This window comes from Paenibacillus tundrae, from assembly GCF_036884255.1.
GTDB lineage: Bacteria > Bacillota > Bacilli > Paenibacillales > Paenibacillaceae > Paenibacillus.
In genome coordinates, this window is record NZ_CP145605.1 from 5,910,192 (window position 1) to 5,927,715 (window position 17,524).

General features: G+C 47.2%; 15 protein-coding genes. 7 read left to right on the plus strand and 8 right to left on the minus strand.

What is annotated here, in order from left to right:
• Window positions 1–146: 146 nt before the first annotated feature.
• From V6W81_RS26535 to V6W81_RS26570, 8 genes are all read right to left on the minus strand, one after another.
• Window positions 147–1,631, minus strand: a complete 1,485-nt coding sequence (locus tag V6W81_RS26535) for a phytoene desaturase family protein (RefSeq protein ID WP_338540857.1) — start codon at window positions 1,629–1,631, stop codon at window positions 147–149.
• Complete coding sequence (locus V6W81_RS26540; protein ID WP_338540858.1) at window positions 1,628–2,788, minus strand: glycosyltransferase; 1,161 nt, start codon at window positions 2,786–2,788, stop codon at window positions 1,628–1,630. Before V6W81_RS26540 ends, V6W81_RS26535 begins: the two co-directional genes overlap by 4 nt.
• The gene (locus V6W81_RS26545; RefSeq protein WP_338540859.1) at window positions 2,785–3,552 is read right to left on the minus strand and encodes a lysophospholipid acyltransferase family protein; all 768 of its coding nucleotides are present in this window, start codon (window positions 3,550–3,552) and stop codon (window positions 2,785–2,787) included. Before V6W81_RS26545 ends, V6W81_RS26540 begins: the two co-directional genes overlap by 4 nt.
• Window positions 3,521–4,288: a carotenoid biosynthesis protein gene (locus V6W81_RS26550; RefSeq protein ID WP_338540860.1), complete on the minus strand. Its 768-nt coding sequence runs from the start codon at window positions 4,286–4,288 to the stop codon at window positions 3,521–3,523. The genes V6W81_RS26545 and V6W81_RS26550 overlap by 32 nt, the downstream gene beginning before the upstream one ends.
• A complete protein-coding gene (locus V6W81_RS26555; protein ID WP_056702151.1) occupies window positions 4,288–5,160 on the minus strand; it encodes a phytoene/squalene synthase family protein in 873 nt (290 codons plus the stop codon). The genes V6W81_RS26550 and V6W81_RS26555 overlap by 1 nt, the downstream gene beginning before the upstream one ends.
• Window positions 5,157–6,620: a phytoene desaturase family protein gene (locus tag V6W81_RS26560; RefSeq protein ID WP_338540861.1), complete on the minus strand. Its 1,464-nt coding sequence runs from the start codon at window positions 6,618–6,620 to the stop codon at window positions 5,157–5,159. Before V6W81_RS26560 ends, V6W81_RS26555 begins: the two co-directional genes overlap by 4 nt.
• Entirely contained in the window at window positions 6,617–8,167 is a 1,551-nt protein-coding gene (locus V6W81_RS26565; RefSeq protein WP_338540862.1) for a phytoene desaturase family protein, read from the minus strand. Before V6W81_RS26565 ends, V6W81_RS26560 begins: the two co-directional genes overlap by 4 nt.
• A 336-nt stretch (window positions 8,168–8,503) precedes the next feature.
• Entirely contained in the window at window positions 8,504–9,496 is a 993-nt protein-coding gene (locus V6W81_RS26570) for a MerR family transcriptional regulator (protein WP_338540863.1), read from the minus strand.
• Window positions 9,497–9,823: 327 nt separating this feature from the next.
• Here V6W81_RS26570 and V6W81_RS26575 point away from each other — a divergent pair, with 327 nt between their 5' ends.
• The 7 genes from V6W81_RS26575 (at window position 9,824) to V6W81_RS26605 (ending at window position 17,453) form a co-directional block, all read left to right on the plus strand.
• Complete coding sequence (locus V6W81_RS26575; RefSeq protein ID WP_338544068.1) at window positions 9,824–11,218, plus strand: phospholipase D family protein; 1,395 nt, start codon at window positions 9,824–9,826, stop codon at window positions 11,216–11,218.
• Between the two features lie 148 nt (window positions 11,219–11,366).
• Complete coding sequence (locus V6W81_RS26580; RefSeq protein WP_338540864.1) at window positions 11,367–11,990, plus strand: TetR/AcrR family transcriptional regulator; 624 nt, start codon at window positions 11,367–11,369, stop codon at window positions 11,988–11,990.
• Window positions 11,987–12,328: a DMT family transporter gene (locus tag V6W81_RS26585; protein WP_338540865.1), complete on the plus strand. Its 342-nt coding sequence runs from the start codon at window positions 11,987–11,989 to the stop codon at window positions 12,326–12,328. Before V6W81_RS26580 ends, V6W81_RS26585 begins: the two co-directional genes overlap by 4 nt.
• Complete coding sequence (locus V6W81_RS26590; RefSeq protein ID WP_056702138.1) at window positions 12,328–12,642, plus strand: DMT family transporter; 315 nt, start codon at window positions 12,328–12,330, stop codon at window positions 12,640–12,642. The genes V6W81_RS26585 and V6W81_RS26590 overlap by 1 nt, the downstream gene beginning before the upstream one ends.
• Window positions 12,643–12,934: 292 nt before the next feature.
• Window positions 12,935–13,075 carry a hypothetical protein gene (locus tag V6W81_RS26595; protein WP_338540866.1) on the plus strand — a complete coding sequence of 47 codons (141 nt, stop codon included), beginning with the start codon at window positions 12,935–12,937 and terminating at the stop codon, window positions 13,073–13,075.
• A 133-nt stretch (window positions 13,076–13,208) separates the two neighbouring features.
• Complete coding sequence (locus V6W81_RS26600) at window positions 13,209–14,156, plus strand: TetR/AcrR family transcriptional regulator (RefSeq protein ID WP_338540867.1); 948 nt, start codon at window positions 13,209–13,211, stop codon at window positions 14,154–14,156.
• 36 nt (window positions 14,157–14,192) lie between these two features.
• Complete coding sequence (locus tag V6W81_RS26605) at window positions 14,193–17,453, plus strand: efflux RND transporter permease subunit (protein WP_338540868.1); 3,261 nt, start codon at window positions 14,193–14,195, stop codon at window positions 17,451–17,453.
• Window positions 17,454–17,524: the final 71 nt, after the last annotated feature.

The following is a 17,524-nucleotide window of genomic DNA, read 5'->3' on the forward strand; positions in this document are numbered from 1 at the left end:
CGCTCTCGTTTGCAACGTATCGGTTCAGCGGTTGTAGACGCTATTTGGCATCAACTCTACCAGTATACCGTTCCATACTTACGAATGAAAGGTTGCCCCGAAACACAATGAATTGTATGTTTGAATTCCGGGGAGTTCTTCCGTCTTTATCTTACGCTCATCTCAGAAGCAATCTGTTCCCCAACCAACTGACCAGACAGCGTTACGATGGGTGTTCCACCACCCGGATGCGTTGTTCCGCCAACGTACCACAGTCCGCGCACATCCTTGCTCCGATTGCCTGGTCTTGCAAAGGTCTGCTTCACCGAGTTGGACGAAATGCCATAGATAGAGCCTTGATGCGCAAGCGTGTCCTGTTCAATCTGCTTAGGCGTATAACGAATGAGAACGTCCGATTGTCTCAGTCCCGTGACACCCCGCGCTTCCAATTGATCTAACACAAACTCGCCATACCGATCCATCTGCTCATCCCAGTTCCACGCATCCGACAAATAGGGAGCATTCACGAGAATGAACAGATTGCTTGCACCTACAGGCGCTCTACTCGCTTCCGAATAACCGGAGTAACAGATATAGATGGTTGGATCGGTTGGCATTTGGCGATCGCGGAAAATGTCCTTAAACTCCGGTTCATACTGCTCTGGGAAAAATACGGTGTGATGCAGCAATGCATCATACTGCCTGCGTACACCTGCCAGTGTAACAAAACCGGAAATGGACGGCTCATATTTGGCAATACGGGCATCCGTCATTTGTTTACGATATTTAGGTTCGACCAGTAATCGATTAACGCTTAGTACATCTCCATTGGCAACCACCTGATCTGCTTCCCGGAAGCCTTGATCCGTGTCTACTCCGACCACCTGTCCATTCCGAACAACAATCTGCCGTACCTGAGTCCCGGTGACGATCTGAACGCCTTTTTCCTGTGCCAGCTTCACCATACCTGCAATTAATTGATAGGTTCCACCTTCGACACCGTAGATTCCTACATCTGCTTCGACATGTCCCATCATTGCAAAGATTGAGGGTGATTGATAAGGTGATGATCCAACATAGGTCGCGTAACGACCAATCATCGCTAACGTATGTGGATGCTTGAAGTAGGATCGAAGCAGCGTATCCAGCTTAACCGTTGGACGTACCCTTAACAGACTGCGCAGCATCTGCAGGTTATATTTTTCTTTGGGGGAGATGAGCAGTTTACCGAGAAAATGTTGATTCGCTTCCGCATAGAGTGCAGCCGACTCATTCATAAAAGCATCATACTGGAGCGCATCTTCCGGGCTATATACCGCAATCTGCTCCTTCATCCACTGCCGATCCCGAGACAGATCCACCACCGTACCATCTGCAAAAACATTACGCGTACGCGGCTCTAAATCATACAATCGCACATAATCCTCCATCTCAACACCTGCATGCTCAAAGACCGAGCGAAATGAAGATGGCATCGTAATCGTACTTGGGCCGCGGTCAAAATGGTATCCGTCCTTCTCAATCTGCTGCAGCTTCCCTCCAGGCTGCTGTTGGCGTTCCAGAATGGTCACCTGCACGCCTTGTGAAGCCAGTCGAATAGCACAGGATAAGCCACCGAACCCTGCGCCAATAATGATGATGCTTCTCTTCAACTATACCGCCTGCCTTTCCATACATACCCTTTGCCGGAGCGTCCTGCCCGCCACGAGGCAATACCAATTGCTATAACGCAGGCCATGCTAATCGGTTGCAGGAGTGCAAGCCACCAAGGCTGTCCCCCGGCATAGTCCGCAACTCTTTTTACCGCCATGCCCAGCAGAGTCCCTGTTAGCCCATACATAAGAGTGGTCATATCACCAGTGAACACACCGAAGATCAACCCGAGCGGCGGCACCAGATACATCAGCGTATACATCAACAGCGTACCCAGCAGAAGTGCATCCTTGCGCCCTAAGCCTTCATACATATTTTTCTTATACCCGTTCCACACTTCCGAGCCATTCTGATACATTCGGGTTGTCGTCACGTCATGCACATCAGCCAGTGTAACAGGATGACCTGCACGTTTTACTGCCTTGGCAAGGCTCATATCATCTACCAGATGCGCTTGAATGGCAGCATGTCCTCCGGATGCCTCATAGCTGGAACGATGGATCAGCAGAAAGGCTCCTGTAGCAGCAACGAAGAGCGGGCTAGATGACCTGCGTATCATAAAAATAGGCAGATGACTAATAATGGTGAACACCATCATCGGTACGACAAGCTTCTCCATCCATGTCTTCGTGACCTGGTAAGGGAAACCTGTCACTAAACCTCCACCTTGCTCTACTCCTACGGCAACTGTCTGCCGAATGGCAGTAGGCTTCAATCGTACATCCGCATCGACAAACATATACCACTGTCCCGCCGCCTCTTGAACCAGCCGGTGACAAGCATGAGATTTCCCCATCCACCCTGGAGGCAGATCAACGCCCTGTAATAGACGTACACGTGAATCCTGACTCGCTATACGCTGAATGATCTCAGCCGTATCATCCTCAGAGCGGTCATCCAGAACCAACACTTCCATGCGGAAGCCAGACGTATCACTCGCAAGCACACTTTCAAGACAGCCTTGAATGTGCAGTGTTTCATTACGTGCTGGAATCAGCACAGAGACGAGAAGTTCATCGTCTGAGGCCGGGCGCAGGATACGCTGGGCATCCAATGAACGAACCTTAGGCAAGCAGGATAGATTCCATATCGCAAACAGCAATTGCATGCCTAATACACCAGTGAGAACAATCCAACTTATTTCAGATGCAGTCATCGCTTACGGCTCACCTGCTTCCGTGCGGCATCGTATTTTTCACTCGTGGAAGAACGATGACGAATCAGCGGAGTCACGTCCTGCAACTGACCTTGTGCGCTGTTCATCAGTTCTGTTTTGTGATCATCTAACTGCTGTTCTAACGCCAATCGAAGTCTAGCGGCAATCTCTTCACTCTTCCAAGCATGCCAGTTTTCCAGGATTGGCAGACCTGCACGCATAGAGATTTCCGGTAAATCATGCTGAACCATGCCATGACACAGAGTCACAGGTACAGCAATAGCCTCTGGCGAGCGCCGAAGTAACAGCCCAATTCCCGGACGGAATTGGATCGGTCTTATATCTTGATGCAGAATCTCACCTTGCGGAAAGATCCACACCCTTTTGCCTGCATTCAGTAGTTCTGACGTGTATTGCATAGACTCACGGATCGCCGATGCACTCTCCCTGTTGATGGAGTAAGCACCTAGCTTACGAAAAAATGTAAACCGCTGTAGCTGCTGTTCTTCCATCATCACGTAGTGATCGCCCACCGAGGTCTGCTGCGTCGCATGATAGAGCAACAGACCGTCCCACCAGGAACTGTGATTCATGAAATAGATCACCGGTCTCTTCGGCTCGATCTTCATCTCATAGCCGGGAACCCGGTGCGGATCAAGCGAGCCTGAGAGTGTAAACGAACGAAAACGCCGACGCAGTAAATAATAGTGGTTATATCGTGAGAACACATGGTTAAACGATTTGGACTTTGCGGCGCGAATCATACAGCCAGCTCCCTTCTGCCAGAAGCACGCCAGCAAGTGCAATCACGAAGCTACCTGTAATGCCTTCCTTCAGTGCAAGCACACCGAACAGAAGGATGAACAATTGATACAACCATTTGGCACGCAGCAGGGTGCTGCGATCTCCAGGCATAGCCGGCAAGAACAACGACAGAAAAGCGCCCATAATGAACCAGCTTACGTAGTTACTCCACGGAACGCCGTAGAATCCACCCCCAGCTCCCCAATGCCAGAATCCGCGAGCATGAGCAACTGGGTCTAGCACGAGATCCAGCACAATCGCCCAGAATCCGGTTTTGACTGCACGTATGAGCTTGCCAGACCACGTTGAACCACCACCACTTAGGATCGCCGAATTGCCAACAACAGCAATCCAAGCGAATCCTAACGTCACGGGCACGTTGAATAGATGGATGCCGAAGTAGTCCGAATACGCATACTCACCGAATGGCCACTCCGTATGAACGCCTAGCCATTCAATGCCCATTCCGCCAAGCCAAATAATGAATGAGGCCAGCCAGAGACTGGGTTCTTTCCAAATGACTGACCGGTCGGACATTCCAGTTCGGTACCGTCCCTTGTAGATTAGGTCTAGCACATATAGCGCATAGAAGATTAAGAAAAGTCCGTTGGAGAAGGATAGAACATCCGGCACACCAATCGTAAGCATCAGTACAGCGCCGATCGTATACCACACCCAATATAAACCTTGAATCATTAGGAAACCGCCGTTCGGGAAGCCTGAAATGCCAGCATTGGATAACGCTTCACAATCGCTCCCAGCATCTCCAATTTCAGTTCATCGGTAACATAAGCACGTTTCGAATATACATCATATTCATTACGCTCCACCGCATGTAAGATCGTTGAATAAAATGCAGCAGCCAGTTCAATCGCGAACGCACTATCCACCGGATACGTATCAAGACGATCCATCCCCACGCGGAACCAGTCCAGTGCAGCGACCTTCAATTCATGAACGATCGCGATCCAGCGTTCGTCAATCACACCATTTTGCCAATCAAGCTCCGTATATCCATGCTTCTCCATCACTTCAAGTGGAACATAACGTCGTGCTCTTGCCCGATCTTCGCCCACATCGCGAATGATATTGACGATCTGCATGCCTTTGCCCAGAGCAATGCCGTTGACAGCCACTTCTGCACCATTATCATCACGTAGTACAGGTAGCAACATCTCGCCTACCGTTCCGGCAACAAGATAACAATAATGCTCCAATTCCTTCATGGTTGTGTAATGCGTAACTTCCAGATCCGTGAGCTGCCCTTCCATCTGACGGAAAAACGGTCCTTTATCCAAATGTGGAAAGCTTGCAAATAACCATCTCAGCGCTGGCCATATGAAATGCCCTTCTGCTTCGTCCAGTTGTGTAAACAAATCACGAATCTCATGAATGGTATACGCCGATTGTTCCGGCTCATCCACGCTATCATCAATCATGCGACAGAACGCATAAATGACATACACTGCTTCACGACGCGGACTGGGAAGGCCTTTAAAGGCTTGATAAAAAGAAGTCGAACCTTTCTTCATCAACTCTTCGCACCTGCTCAAAATTGCTTCGTTCATGTTACCATCTCCTTCATGAGTTGATTTACAGCCATACGCGCACCCTGCATCACGATCGGCACTCCGCCACCTGGATGTACTGATGCTCCCGCAGCATATAGTCCCTTAATTGCAGGAAACGGCTTAGGTTGTGGTCGATATACCCCGGATTGAAACAGAACCGGCGCAATACCGAAGCTTCCACCGCCATATAGTCCATCGCGCTCTGCATCTGCTGGTGTTCTTACTTTTTTCCATTGGATCGCAGCACGCAGTCCCGGGAACCCACGTTGTTCTGCTTCTTCAAGCACACGCTCTACGAGCAGCTCACCTTCCTGTGACCAATCCACGCCTTCCGCATCCGGTACTGGAATGAGGAAATACAATACGCTCTGGCCTGGAGGTGCAGCCGTCTCATCTAATGCAGCCGGGTTAAACACGTAAAATGAGGACTTATCTGGAATTCGGCGTCGCTCGAACACTTCACGTAAACTCCCATCAAGGCTTGGAGGTAAGAAAAATTGATGTGTCGTAGCATCCTCCCATTTTTTGTCTACTCCTAGATAGATTAACACACATCCAGAAGAAGGACGATACGGCTTGCGTTTGCGCGGTGCTTCAGGGATCTCTCCAAGTAAACTGGATAAGTGAGGAAAGTCGCCATTGTAGATCACAGCGTCCATAGGCTCGAAGCCGTCTACAGTTTCAATTCCTTCACATTTTCCTTGGTTAATCTGGAGTCCGGTCACTTCGGTGTTCAATACAACGCGTCCACCGCGCGCAATCAGTTCCTTTTCCAATATACCTGGCAGTGCGGCATAACCGCCTTTGACCATCCATATTCCATATTCATGCTCCGCATAAGGTAACAACGAATAGATCCCAGGTGTCCCGAACGGTGACCCGCCAATGTATAGGCTTTGTAGCGAATACGCGTCGAGCAATTCTTCGTGTTCAAAATAATCGCCAACAGCCCTCCGCACACTTTTGTGTGCACGCAGTCTGCCCATGAGCGACATGAGGGACGGCGTGAAGAAATCTCTTTTCCGAGGAAAAGCTCGCTCTAGAAATGCTGCACGTCCTGCCGGAAAGAGTGTATCCATATCCGTCATGAATCGATTAAATCCTTTACTCTCACCAGGGAACAGGCGCTCAATCTCTTCTGCCTGAAGTGAACGGCTGGTCATTTTGGTCATGACTCGACCACTGCTGTAATGAACCTTGTACAGGGGGTCACAGCGTAACAACTCCACCTTGGAACGATCTACACCCGCTTCTTCCAAAATACCTAATAACATCTCTGGTAGAAGTACAATGGTTGGTCCTTGATCGATCCGATATTCTCCCTCTTGTTCGAATCCTATACGTCCACCAACACGTGAACCTCGCTCATATACCGTAACATCCCAACCTTGGCGATTCAGCAATAACGCTGACGTTAATCCTCCAATGCCTGCACCTATAATCGCCGCGCGCTTCATGAATGACCTCCAGCTTCTGCCGACTGTTGTACATAAGGAGTTGGGCGGGACTGTGTTCGTGCATCTTCTTCTTGAATAAGTCTCACGCTAATTCGTGCGGATTCAAAAATCGTAGGCAATCCGCTACCCGGATGCGTCCCACCACCAACGAGCCACACTTGCTTCAGCTCTTCGAATTGATTATGTGGTCGCAGATACATCATTTGACCAAGATTATGAGCCATATTAAACGTTGCTCCGTTGTATACATCCAGTTCATTTGCCCAATCAAGCGGCGTAAACATCATCGATTCTTCAATGCGACTACGAATGTCTGCCAGCTGAGGAATCGCCTCCATCTTCTTCATCAATGCTTCGCGAACGTTCTCCCGTTCCTTCTCCCAATCAATGTCTCCGGTAAGGTTCGGAGTGGGCATAAGAACATAAATTGCAGATTTTCCTGCAGGAGCTAGCGTCGAATCCAGCTTAGAGGGGTTATGAATATATAGAGATGGATCAGCGGACAACACTTTGTGCTTCGTAATCTCGTCTACGTTAACTCGGTAATCGTCAGGGAAGTACACGGAGTGATGTGGCAGATCGATCTCGCCATCTACACCGAGATACAGCATCGCTGTAGAACAGGAGTACTTTTTCTGTTTCATCTTCTCAGGTGTATATTTCTTAAGAACGCCTGGCTCGAACAGATTCGTTACGGCATGTGCGAAGTCTGCATTCACAACAACATGATCTGCTTCAATGCGTTCACCGTTCTCAAGCAATACACCTTCTGCACGACCATTGCGGACAATGACCTGATCTACGGGGCAGGATGTATGTATTCTTCCGCCGAACTCTGTGATCACATCAGCCATTGCATGGAACACACGGTTCACACCACCAATTGGATGATACAGTCCATACTGATGCTCTATAAACGATAAAATGGTGAATGTGCCCGGACAATCCCAGGCAGACATGCCCAAGTATTTGGATTGAAAAGTAAACGCCCAACGAAGTCGCTCATCTGTAAAGTAACGTGATAAAATCCCGTACACCGTATTATTGATATCAAGCTTAGGAAGAGCTGTTATCGCGTCTTTGCGCAGATAGTCCGTTAACTTACCAAAGGGTCTACGAAGTAATGGCATTACTTTACCGAATTTCACTTCTTCATCTTGCATGAACCGATGATAGTTATCTTCATTACCGGGAAAAAGTTCCTTAATCTGCGCGGCTGTTTGCTCGCGATCCCGAGAAGGCGTGAATACCTTATCACCAAAGTTCAGTGCATATAGCGGTGTCAGTTCCTTCATGTCTACATAATCGGATAGCTTGCGTCCAACGACATCGAACATTTCTTCAAGCAATTGGGGCATCATCAGAAACGTTGCACCTCGGTCAAACTTATATTCGCCGAGTTCGAGTCTGGCAGAGCGTCCACCAATTACGGGTTGTTTCTCATAAACATCCACTTCGTATCCTTGACCGGATAACAACATGGCTGCTGCAAGCCCCCCTGGGCCTGCGCCAATAACAGCGGCACGTTTACGTTGCTGATTGGGCATTAAGCCACTCACCTTTCTTATCTCGCTACTCTATTCTTATAGCTTCTAACCTACTATTAAACCATTCAACAACATTCTAAGCGGATAAAACATCAAACGTTATACAAATATAATACAAATATTATACGACCTTGTAAACTGTACATTCTGTACTTCCTGTTCAATGCACATAACATCGGATTAAATGCAAAAAAACACCCTTACCGCAATTGCGTTCAAGGATGCTTATCATCAAGCTTATTTAGGCAAAGTTGATACATATGACGCAAACCCACATAACTTGACCGTTTGAGCCATACATTAAACCTGTCCATTACACCATGTCGCTCGACTAAGTTAATATTGTGAGCCTGGTGGCATGTCTACCAAGTACTCCCGTTCTAACCAACCTTGCCATTCGGAGGAATGCTCCGGCATAATCCAGTCGGGATAGGTTGCATGTTCGGCATGCTCATACCCTTTTCCTCCAAGGACAAAGCGCATATGCGGGAATTCATCTTTAATTCGACTCACCAATTGATCACAACGCTCCATCAATCCTGGGCTCGTGATGGAGAGACAGACCAGCTTGATCTTCTGCTCACGAATAATTGGAAAGATGCCCTCTTCCGGCGTATTAGCTCCAAGGTACAGCACCTCAGCTCCATTTTTACGCATAAACAGAGAGAATAGCAGCAAACCTACCTGATGATGTTCCCCTTCTGGGCACAACGCTAGGACTTTGGGTAAGTGCGGATAGATCGGGAACAGATGGAAAAACTGATAAAACCGCTGTGAAATCAGTTGGGTCATGAAATGCTCCTGTGCTACAGAGGCTCTTCCCTGCTCCCAAGCATCTCCAACCCGAACTAGAATGGGCACAAGTACATGATAGAACATTGAATCGTATCCATACATTGTAAAGCCAAAATCAATCAGACCGTTGGCTCGTTCACCCTGGAATTGGTATAGGGAGTCGTAAATTTGATCCGCAATCCGTTGATACGATTCTTCCATAGTGGGAACAGGAGTCGTACTCGGGGTGGGAATGAACGCTTCTGCTGGCTTGGCTTTGTTTGCCTTCAACATCCGCACTGCTTCTGAAATATTGGTCTGATGTTGCTCAACCTGCTGTTTTAACCAGCGCAGATCTTCAACATTTTCATCCGTATACAACCGATAACCCGATTCCGTTCGCTCAGGAGTGACCGCGCTGTAACGATTTTCCCAAGCTCGGAGCGTTACCGTTGGAATGTCCAGCATGGCAGCGACCTGTTTGATGGAATACACTTTAGTCCCCACTCTCTTTCTTGAAATATCCAATAAAACATACTCTGAAATGCTTGCCATAGCCTTTTCTGCCAGGTTCACATTACGAGATTATATGAAATTTAAAACATTCTACAAAAATAATACACTCATTATACACAACAGCTACACCCCTGTCGATTCATCAAGACAATTTAGTAGCATCTGGCTTGTCCAATTTCTCTTCTATACCCAGTCCTGTGCGTCAACATTCATTCCAACGTGGTAATAGTAGTCAGCTAATTTATGAAAGGGGGTCATTGCTTGTTTGCTTCTCGCCACACATCAACCAAATCCAAGGCATCAGGACGCCGCTTCCCATACATACGCGCAGCGCTAGGTCTGCTTATTCTATGGCTCATCGCAGTCATGCTCTATCAGACGTATAAACCGCTGCCCCCAGGCATTTCCTATGAAAGTCCGGAGTATCGCACGGATCAAGTGCAGTTTCTTCACGATCTGACGTACCCTTCCGAAGATGGACTAATGGAACATGAGCAGCAGATTTACCAACGTATGCTGCAGGTCGTTGAAGATGCTGAACAATTCGTGCTCGTAGATATGTTCTTATTTAATGATTATCAGCACGAAGGGCAACGATTCCCGCCGATCAGTGCAGAATTCACGGATGCGATGATAGCCAAAAAGAACCAACATCCGGATATGGACATCTGGTTTATTACCGACGAAGTAAATACGAACTATAATTCAGCGCCCAACCCGCTATTTCAACAAATGAAACAAGCGGGAATACACGTGGTCATCACCAATGTTGATCCACTCCGCGACTCTACGCCGGTCTACTCGGCAGTGTGGCGGACCTTCTTCCAATGGTTCGGACAGTCCGGCAAAGGCTGGATTCCCAACCTAATGGCAAGTGACGGCCCAGATGTTACCTTGCGATCTTACTTAAAATTATTAAATGTAAAAGCCAATCATCGCAAAGTGGTCGTCAGTGAGAAAACAGCCATTGTTTCCTCAGGCAATATCCATGACGCGAGCGCCTATCATTCCAACATTGCCTTTGAAGTCTCTGGCCCAATCATTAAGGATATCCTCCGCTCAGAACAGGCGGTATTAGACATTTCTGGGGGTGGCACTGTGCCCGTATATTCTCCCTCTGCCAACGATTCGACCGCTACTTCGAGCACGAACTCGAACGAGGGTGACCTGCGTATCCGCTACTTAACCGAAGGCAAAGTAAATGATGCAACCTTGCAGGAGATTAACGCAGCCGAAAAGGGTGACGTGTTATGGATGGGCATGTTCTACATTGCCTCACCTAAAGTGCTGGATGCGCTGCTCGCAGCGGCAGAGCGCGGAACAGAAATTCGGCTTATACTTGATCCAAACGAGAATGCATTTGGTCAGGAGAAGATCGGCATTCCGAATCGGCCTGTAGCTGCTGAGCTACATGGCAAGTCAGACGGCAAAATCCAGATTCGTTGGTATAACACAACCAAGGAACAATATCATACCAAGATGATGTATATCGCCAAAGCAACCGGTGATCACATTGTTCTTGGCGGGTCGACCAATTTTACACCGCGGAACTTGAATGATTACAATTTAGAAAACGATCTTTGGGTTGCTGCCCCTCCAGATAATGAATTCACTCAAAATGTTGCGAATTATTTTGATCGCATTTGGAATAATGATGATGCGGAGTTTACGTTGGATCTTGATGAATTTCAGGAGAAAACAACGTTCTTGAAAGGAATTTTGTATAAGCTTCAACTCATCTTGGGCTTTACGACCTTTTGACTCCTTTCCCAGAGGGATGGTGAGTTCAATCTAATACAGCTATCCTTGATCCGCCTGCGCGCTATCGTGCAGGCGGATTTTGATATCTTGACACGGGATGTAAAATGTGAAAATATAATTACCTAACGCCCGTTAGGAAGGTGATACTATGACTGCACATTCGATTCGGGATGCCGCGCTTTTTCATTTTGCTAGAGATGGATATGAAGGAGCATCACTGAGAGCCATCGCAGATGAAGTCGGGATTAAGAAACCGTCGATATATGCACATTTTAGCAACAAGGATGACTTATTTTTGCACACCCTGGCCTTTGCATTTCAGGAGGTACGGCGGCACACACTCGAATATTTCCGTGACCATGCGGATATACCACTAGAGCAACGGCTTAAGGGTTTACTATTCTGGTTTGAGGAAGAGTACCATGCCCATGCATCTGCACGTTTTATGTTACGCAATTGTTATTATCCACCACTGAATCTCTATAGCGAAGTGATGGATCTTGTGTATCCGTTTCTAGATGGTATGGAACGCGCATTGATCCGGCTATTCGAGCGTGCAATACGTCATGGAGAACTACCGCCTGTTCCAGCAGAACAAGCAGCTATTGCGTTTATGACGTTCCTGGACGGTATTACGGTGGAGATTATTTATGGAAGCTCACGTCGATACAAACGACGCCTTGAAGCATCCTGGCCTGTCTTTTGGCATGGCATACATCATATGAACGAAGAAGCACGAGCTATCGCGCTGGAAGGAGATTCACCATCATGAACCGCAACTGGTTATATGTTTTTATCGGAGGAATTATAGAAATCGTATGGGTGAGCGGGCTAAAGCACGCTTCTAATGCATTAGAATGGGCGCTGACGGGGATTGCCATCGTGATTAGTTTTGGACTCATCATTGCCGCTTCCAAAAGACTGCCTGTCGGAACCGTATACGCCGTCTTCACGGGAATCGGTACAGCAGGTACCGTTCTGACGGAGATGGTAATGTTCGGCGAGGAGTTCCGTCTCGCTAAAATATTGCTGATCGGCTTACTGCTCTGTGGTGTCATTGGATTGAAACTGGTCACAGACCAACAATCCGCGAAAGAAGGTGCAGCATAATGGCATGGTTAGCAATCGTCGGTGCAGGTATCTGTGAAATTTTTGGCGTCATCGGTATCAATGGTGCTTCCTCCAAAAAGGGCTGGCCTTATATCGTGCTGATGTTGGTTTCATTTGTATTCAGCTTCTCGCTTCTGTCCTACGCAATGACCTCAATTCCTATGGGTACAGCCTACGCTGTGTGGACAGGAATCGGTACAGTAGGCAGCACGTTGACAGGCATGTTCCTGTTCGGTGAACGTAAAGAAGCGAAGCGACTCCTATTTATTGCGATGATTCTGGTCGCAGCGGTTGGTTTGAAATTAATTACGTAGTCGGCAAGAAACAGCGATCGTATGGATCCATTTTTAATGAATTATTGAATCAATTTCGTAACTCAACTCATTAAAACGTGTTTTATGTAACTAGATATAGACAAATTAAACCGTTTTGATCTATCTAGCCTTGATTTAATCAGCTAAAGGTATTATGAAATTGATTCTATTGTGTAAAACTTAATATTTTACGTAAAAACATAGGCGACTTCATCAGGAAGTCGTCTTTTTGAGATATGATGGAAGTAGAAGACATCATTTCATTATTTCGGGATGAGAGGAGGCTGACTGGATGAAAAAAATATGGAGACGTATCGGCGCATTCACAGGGTATACCTTCCTGATTCTATTAGCTGCGTTCTTCCTCTTCTCCCTCGTGGCAGTGATCCTACTCGCCATTTATGATTTTCAGGGTGGAACGTTACCTCATTAAGTAGGTATCCCCCTCTTCACTTCTTCCAATTTCCTCCCATTTGAATTTAACCTTCCAGATCGTTTATACTTGTTTTGACCTTGAAGTCAATCTGAGAACTCACAAGTTCCGCAACGAGGTGAATGTATCGTTAATGAACCCTATCCATGAAATGAATGAGAAAAAAAAGCTGATTATTACCACAGCTCTTAAGCTGTTCTCTGCCAAAGGCAGTGCCGCAACGTCGATGCAGGAGATTGCTGAACTATGCGGAATGTCGAAGGGCAGCCTCTACCTCATGTTCAAATCCAAGGAGGAATTAGAGGCCAGCACGTTGGAATACTGCATGTTTGCTCTGATAGATGAAATGACCCAGATTGAACATGAAGCTGGTCTCACTTCAAGAGAACGTCTGCACAGGCAGATTGAGACACTACTTATTCATGTATCTGAACTGAAGGAATTTCTACGTGTACAATTACGCAGCATGATGATGGATGATGAGCAGAAGCATGGCGACAAATGCAACCCACAACATCGAGATCTAGAGGTTCGTACCTTGCATTGGTTCAAGGGAAAACTTGAGGATCTATATGGGCCGGAGATTGAACCCTACACCATTGACCTTATTATTCTCACGCATGGTCTGTTTCTCTCCTACGTCAAAATCTGGTTTACAGAAATGCCCTCCCTTACGGTTGCCAAGATGGCTACTAATATGCTGCAAACGATTGATTACACAGCGCAGGGACTACTGGAGCACAAGCCTGCACCACTCATTCTGCTAGAACATTGGCCGGCATGGACGAGTGAGTCCTATGCAGATTCCCCTATGTTGCGGCATCCGGTTCATATTATCAAACAGATACAGGATATTATCACTTCTGATCTGCAACCTGGACAATTACGTACCGATGCGCTGGAGACCATCGCCATTCTGAAACAAGAGATGATGGAATTCACGCCAAGGCGCGCGATTGTTCTAGGCATGATGCACAATCTGAATCACATTCCTGCCATTCAGCCATTGCACTCCGAGCTTCAGCATATTATGGATGCCATGTATAGCCGGTTTATCCAAGCTGACTCGTCAAACCAATAAAAAACAGGGAGAACAGAGAGGAGAAGAAACCAACGTATGAAAGGGATTATTAACTTTTCACTGAACAACAAGTTTGCGATCTGGATTCTGACCATCATCGTTTCCGCCACAGGTCTATACAGTGGACTAACGATGAAGCAGGAGACGATTCCAAACATCAACGTTCCATTTCTGGCCGTTACTGCTATTGATCCAGGTGCCGCACCGGAAGGAATTGTTGAGGATGTCACCAAACCGCTAGAACAGACATTGAGGAACGTCGATGGGATTAAAACTCTCACCTCTACCTCCATGGAGAATGCCTCTTCCATTACGCTTGAATTCGATTATGGAACCGATCTAGACAATGCCACAGCAGCAGTTCGTGAAGCACTGAACGAAGTGCAACTGCCAGATGGCGTACAGAAACCGACCATTTCCAAATTCAGCATTAACTCATTCCCAGTTGTATCACTGAGCTTGTCCGATAAGGATGGCGGGGATCTGGAACAACTGACGAGACTCGCACAGAACGATATTCAGGCTGCACTTGAAGACATCGACGGTGTCGCTCAGGTACAAGTTTCCGGTCAATACGTTAGAGAGGTTCAACTTAAATTTGATCAGGACAAAATGAACGAACTCGGTCTGACGGAAGACACAGTCAAAGGCATCGTTCAAGGTTCCTCTGTCCGTGTACCTCTTGGATTGTTTGAACTGGATAAAGCACAGAAGGCTGTCGTTGTTGATGGTAACATCATTGATATGGATGACCTGAACAACCTGGCTATTCCGGTTATCCCAAGTGGTGCAGGCGCATCAGCAGGTAATGGTGCAGCTACTGCCCCGCAAGGAACGGGAGCACCAACAGATGGCTCATCGGCTCAAGCTGGTGAAGCGGGTCAAGGTACAGCACCAGGGGCTGCACAAGGATCTGACCAGGCTGCAGGGCAAGCTGGTGGCGGTAACGCTGGCGCTGGTAATCCTGCGGGCGCAGCTAATGTAGCACCTGGCATTCCAACGGTTAAATTAAGTGAGATTGCGAAGATCGAAGTTATTGGTCAAGCAGAATCCATCTCTCGGACAGACGGTAAGGAATCCATCGGGATCTCTATCGTTAAGTCCAATGATGCCAATACAGTTGATGTAGTCAATGCGGTTAAGAAAAAAGCAGAAGAACTGCAATCTCAATTCAAAAATGCGGAGCTTACGGTCTTACTTGACCAAGGTAAACCTATCCAAGATTCCGTAAATACCATGTTGTACAAAGCGATGTTTGGTGCTCTGTTCGCCATTTTAATCATCCTATTGTTCTTGCGTGATATTCGCTCTACGATCATTTCGGTCATTTCCATTCCGCTCTCCTTGCTCATTGCACTGACAGCGCTGAATGTAATGGACATCACACTGAACATGATGACCCTAGGCGCCATGACGGTTGCTATTGGACGGGTCGTGGATGACTCCATCGTTGTTATCGAGAACATCTATCGCCGTTTAACACTCAAAGGAGAGAAATTAAAAGGACGTGAACTGATCCGGGAAGCAACCCGTGAGATGTTTGTACCGATCCTTTCCTCCACCATTGTTACCATTGCCGTGTTCCTTCCACTCGCACTTGTGAGCGGTATGGTCGGTGAGTTGTTCTTACCGTTTGCCTTGACGATGGTCTTTGCCCTACTGGCATCCCTTGTTGTTGCGATTACAATCGTACCAATGCTGGCTCATAGCCTGTTCCGCAAAGGGATTAAGAACAAGCAAAACCATGACGAAAAACCAGGCAAGCTTGCGGAAACATACAAACGACTCTTGAACTGGACGTTGTCTCATAAACTTATTACTGTAAGTGTCGCTGTACTCGTGCTGGTCGGTAGTTTATTCCTGTATCCGTTCATCGGCGCAAGCTTCCTGCCAGAGCAACAGGATAAATATGTCATGGTTACGTACAGTCCGGAAACGGGAGCTCTGCGTGAAGATGTGGAAAAAGAAGCCCTTGTCGCTGAGAAGTGGTTGTTGCAGCAACCAGGTCTGGAGAAAATGCAATACTCCATCGGTGGCAGTAACCCGCTGAGCAGCATGGGTGGAGGAAGCTCCAACTCCGCACTCTTCTATATTGAATACAACAAAGATACGAAAGAATTTACCCAAGTGAAGAAAGATCTTGTGGAAGGTTTGAAGAACCAAGTTACCGTAGGAACCTGGAGTGAGCTTGATATGTCTGGGGGTCTGGGAGGTAGCAGTCTGAGCCTTTCCATCTATGGCGACAGTGTAGAACAGATCAAACCTGTCTCCGATGAAATTCTGAAGCTGGTTCAAGCAGATACGGAATCATTCGAAAAAGCAGATACGACACTCTCTGATACCTACGGGCAATACACGCTGGTTGCAGATCAGGAGAAACTGAGTTCGCTTGGTTTGACTGCAGGTCAACTGGCTATGACGCTGAGCCCAGTGCGGGAACGCCCTGTGCTTACCGAAGTAGATATCGAGAACAAAACGTATAAAGTATATGTTGAAACGGACAAAAAGACATTCAATAGCCTTTCGGAGATTGAAAATGAAACCGTCACTTCACCGCTCGGCATCGAAGTACCCATTAAAGATGTCGCTAAAGTAGAAGAAGGCACTTCACCGAACTCCATCATGCGTATTGATGGTAAGGTCGTTGTTCAGGTATCAGCTAACATTCTCGCTTCTAATGTAGCGAAAGCTTCACAGGATCTGCAGGCTAATATCGACAAAATCGATCTGCCTGATGGTGTTGAAGTGAAATTTGGCGGTACGACTGAACAAATTAATGACACATTTACACAGTTGGGTCTGGCTATGTTGGCAGCCATCGCTATTGTATACTTTGTGCTCGTTGTTACGTTTGGCGGCGGACTTGCGCCATTTGCCATCTTATTCTCCCTGCCGTTTACCGTTATCGGTATTATGGTAGGTCTGTTCGTAGCAGGCGGTACAATCGACGTATCTGCCATGATGGGTGGACTGATGCTCATCGGAATCGTGGTCACGAATGCCATCGTCCTGATCGACCGTGTCATTCACAAGGAAAACGAGGGACTGTCTACTCGTGAAGCCTTGCTGGAAGCCGGAGCAACACGTCTTCGTCCAATTCTGATGACCGCTCTTGCTACCATTGGCGCATTGCTTCCACTCGTTACAGGGCTGGAAGAGAGCGCGGGCATTATCTCCAAAGGTCTCGGAATTACCGTTATCGGTGGTCTGATCAGCTCTACGCTGCTTACACTGGTGATCGTACCGATTGTGTATGAATTCCTGATGAAGTTCAAAAAGAAAAGAATCGAAGATTAATTGGTCGCAAAGATAGACTCATGATCTGAGCTAGATGAACAATTTACACCCCTTGGTATGTATTGGAATGA

Coding starts and splice junctions, on each gene's coding strand:
- V6W81_RS26540 (WP_338540858.1), bottom strand. CDS start 2,788: ATGACTGCATCTGAAATAAGTTGGATTGTTCTCACTGGTGTATTAGGC.
- V6W81_RS26545 (WP_338540859.1), bottom strand. CDS start 3,552: ATGATTCGCGCCGCAAAGTCCAAATCGTTTAACCATGTGTTCTCACGA.
- V6W81_RS26550 (WP_338540860.1), bottom strand. CDS start 4,288: ATGATTCAAGGTTTATATTGGGTGTGGTATACGATCGGCGCTGTACTG.
- V6W81_RS26555 (WP_056702151.1), bottom strand. CDS start 5,160: ATGAACGAAGCAATTTTGAGCAGGTGCGAAGAGTTGATGAAGAAAGGT.
- V6W81_RS26560 (WP_338540861.1), bottom strand. CDS start 6,620: ATGAAGCGCGCGGCGATTATAGGTGCAGGCATTGGAGGATTAACGTCA.
- V6W81_RS26565 (WP_338540862.1), bottom strand. CDS start 8,167: ATGCCCAATCAGCAACGTAAACGTGCCGCTGTTATTGGCGCAGGCCCA.
- V6W81_RS26570 (WP_338540863.1), bottom strand. CDS start 9,496: ATGGCAAGCATTTCAGAGTATGTTTTATTGGATATTTCAAGAAAGAGA.
- V6W81_RS26575 (WP_338544068.1), top strand. CDS start 9,824: ATGCTCTATCAGACGTATAAACCGCTGCCCCCAGGCATTTCCTATGAA.
- V6W81_RS26580 (WP_338540864.1), top strand. CDS start 11,367: ATGACTGCACATTCGATTCGGGATGCCGCGCTTTTTCATTTTGCTAGA.
- V6W81_RS26585 (WP_338540865.1), top strand. CDS start 11,987: ATGAACCGCAACTGGTTATATGTTTTTATCGGAGGAATTATAGAAATC.
- V6W81_RS26590 (WP_056702138.1), top strand. CDS start 12,328: ATGGCATGGTTAGCAATCGTCGGTGCAGGTATCTGTGAAATTTTTGGC.
- V6W81_RS26595 (WP_338540866.1), top strand. CDS start 12,935: ATGAAAAAAATATGGAGACGTATCGGCGCATTCACAGGGTATACCTTC.
- V6W81_RS26600 (WP_338540867.1), top strand. CDS start 13,209: ATGAACCCTATCCATGAAATGAATGAGAAAAAAAAGCTGATTATTACC.
- V6W81_RS26605 (WP_338540868.1), top strand. CDS start 14,193: ATGAAAGGGATTATTAACTTTTCACTGAACAACAAGTTTGCGATCTGG.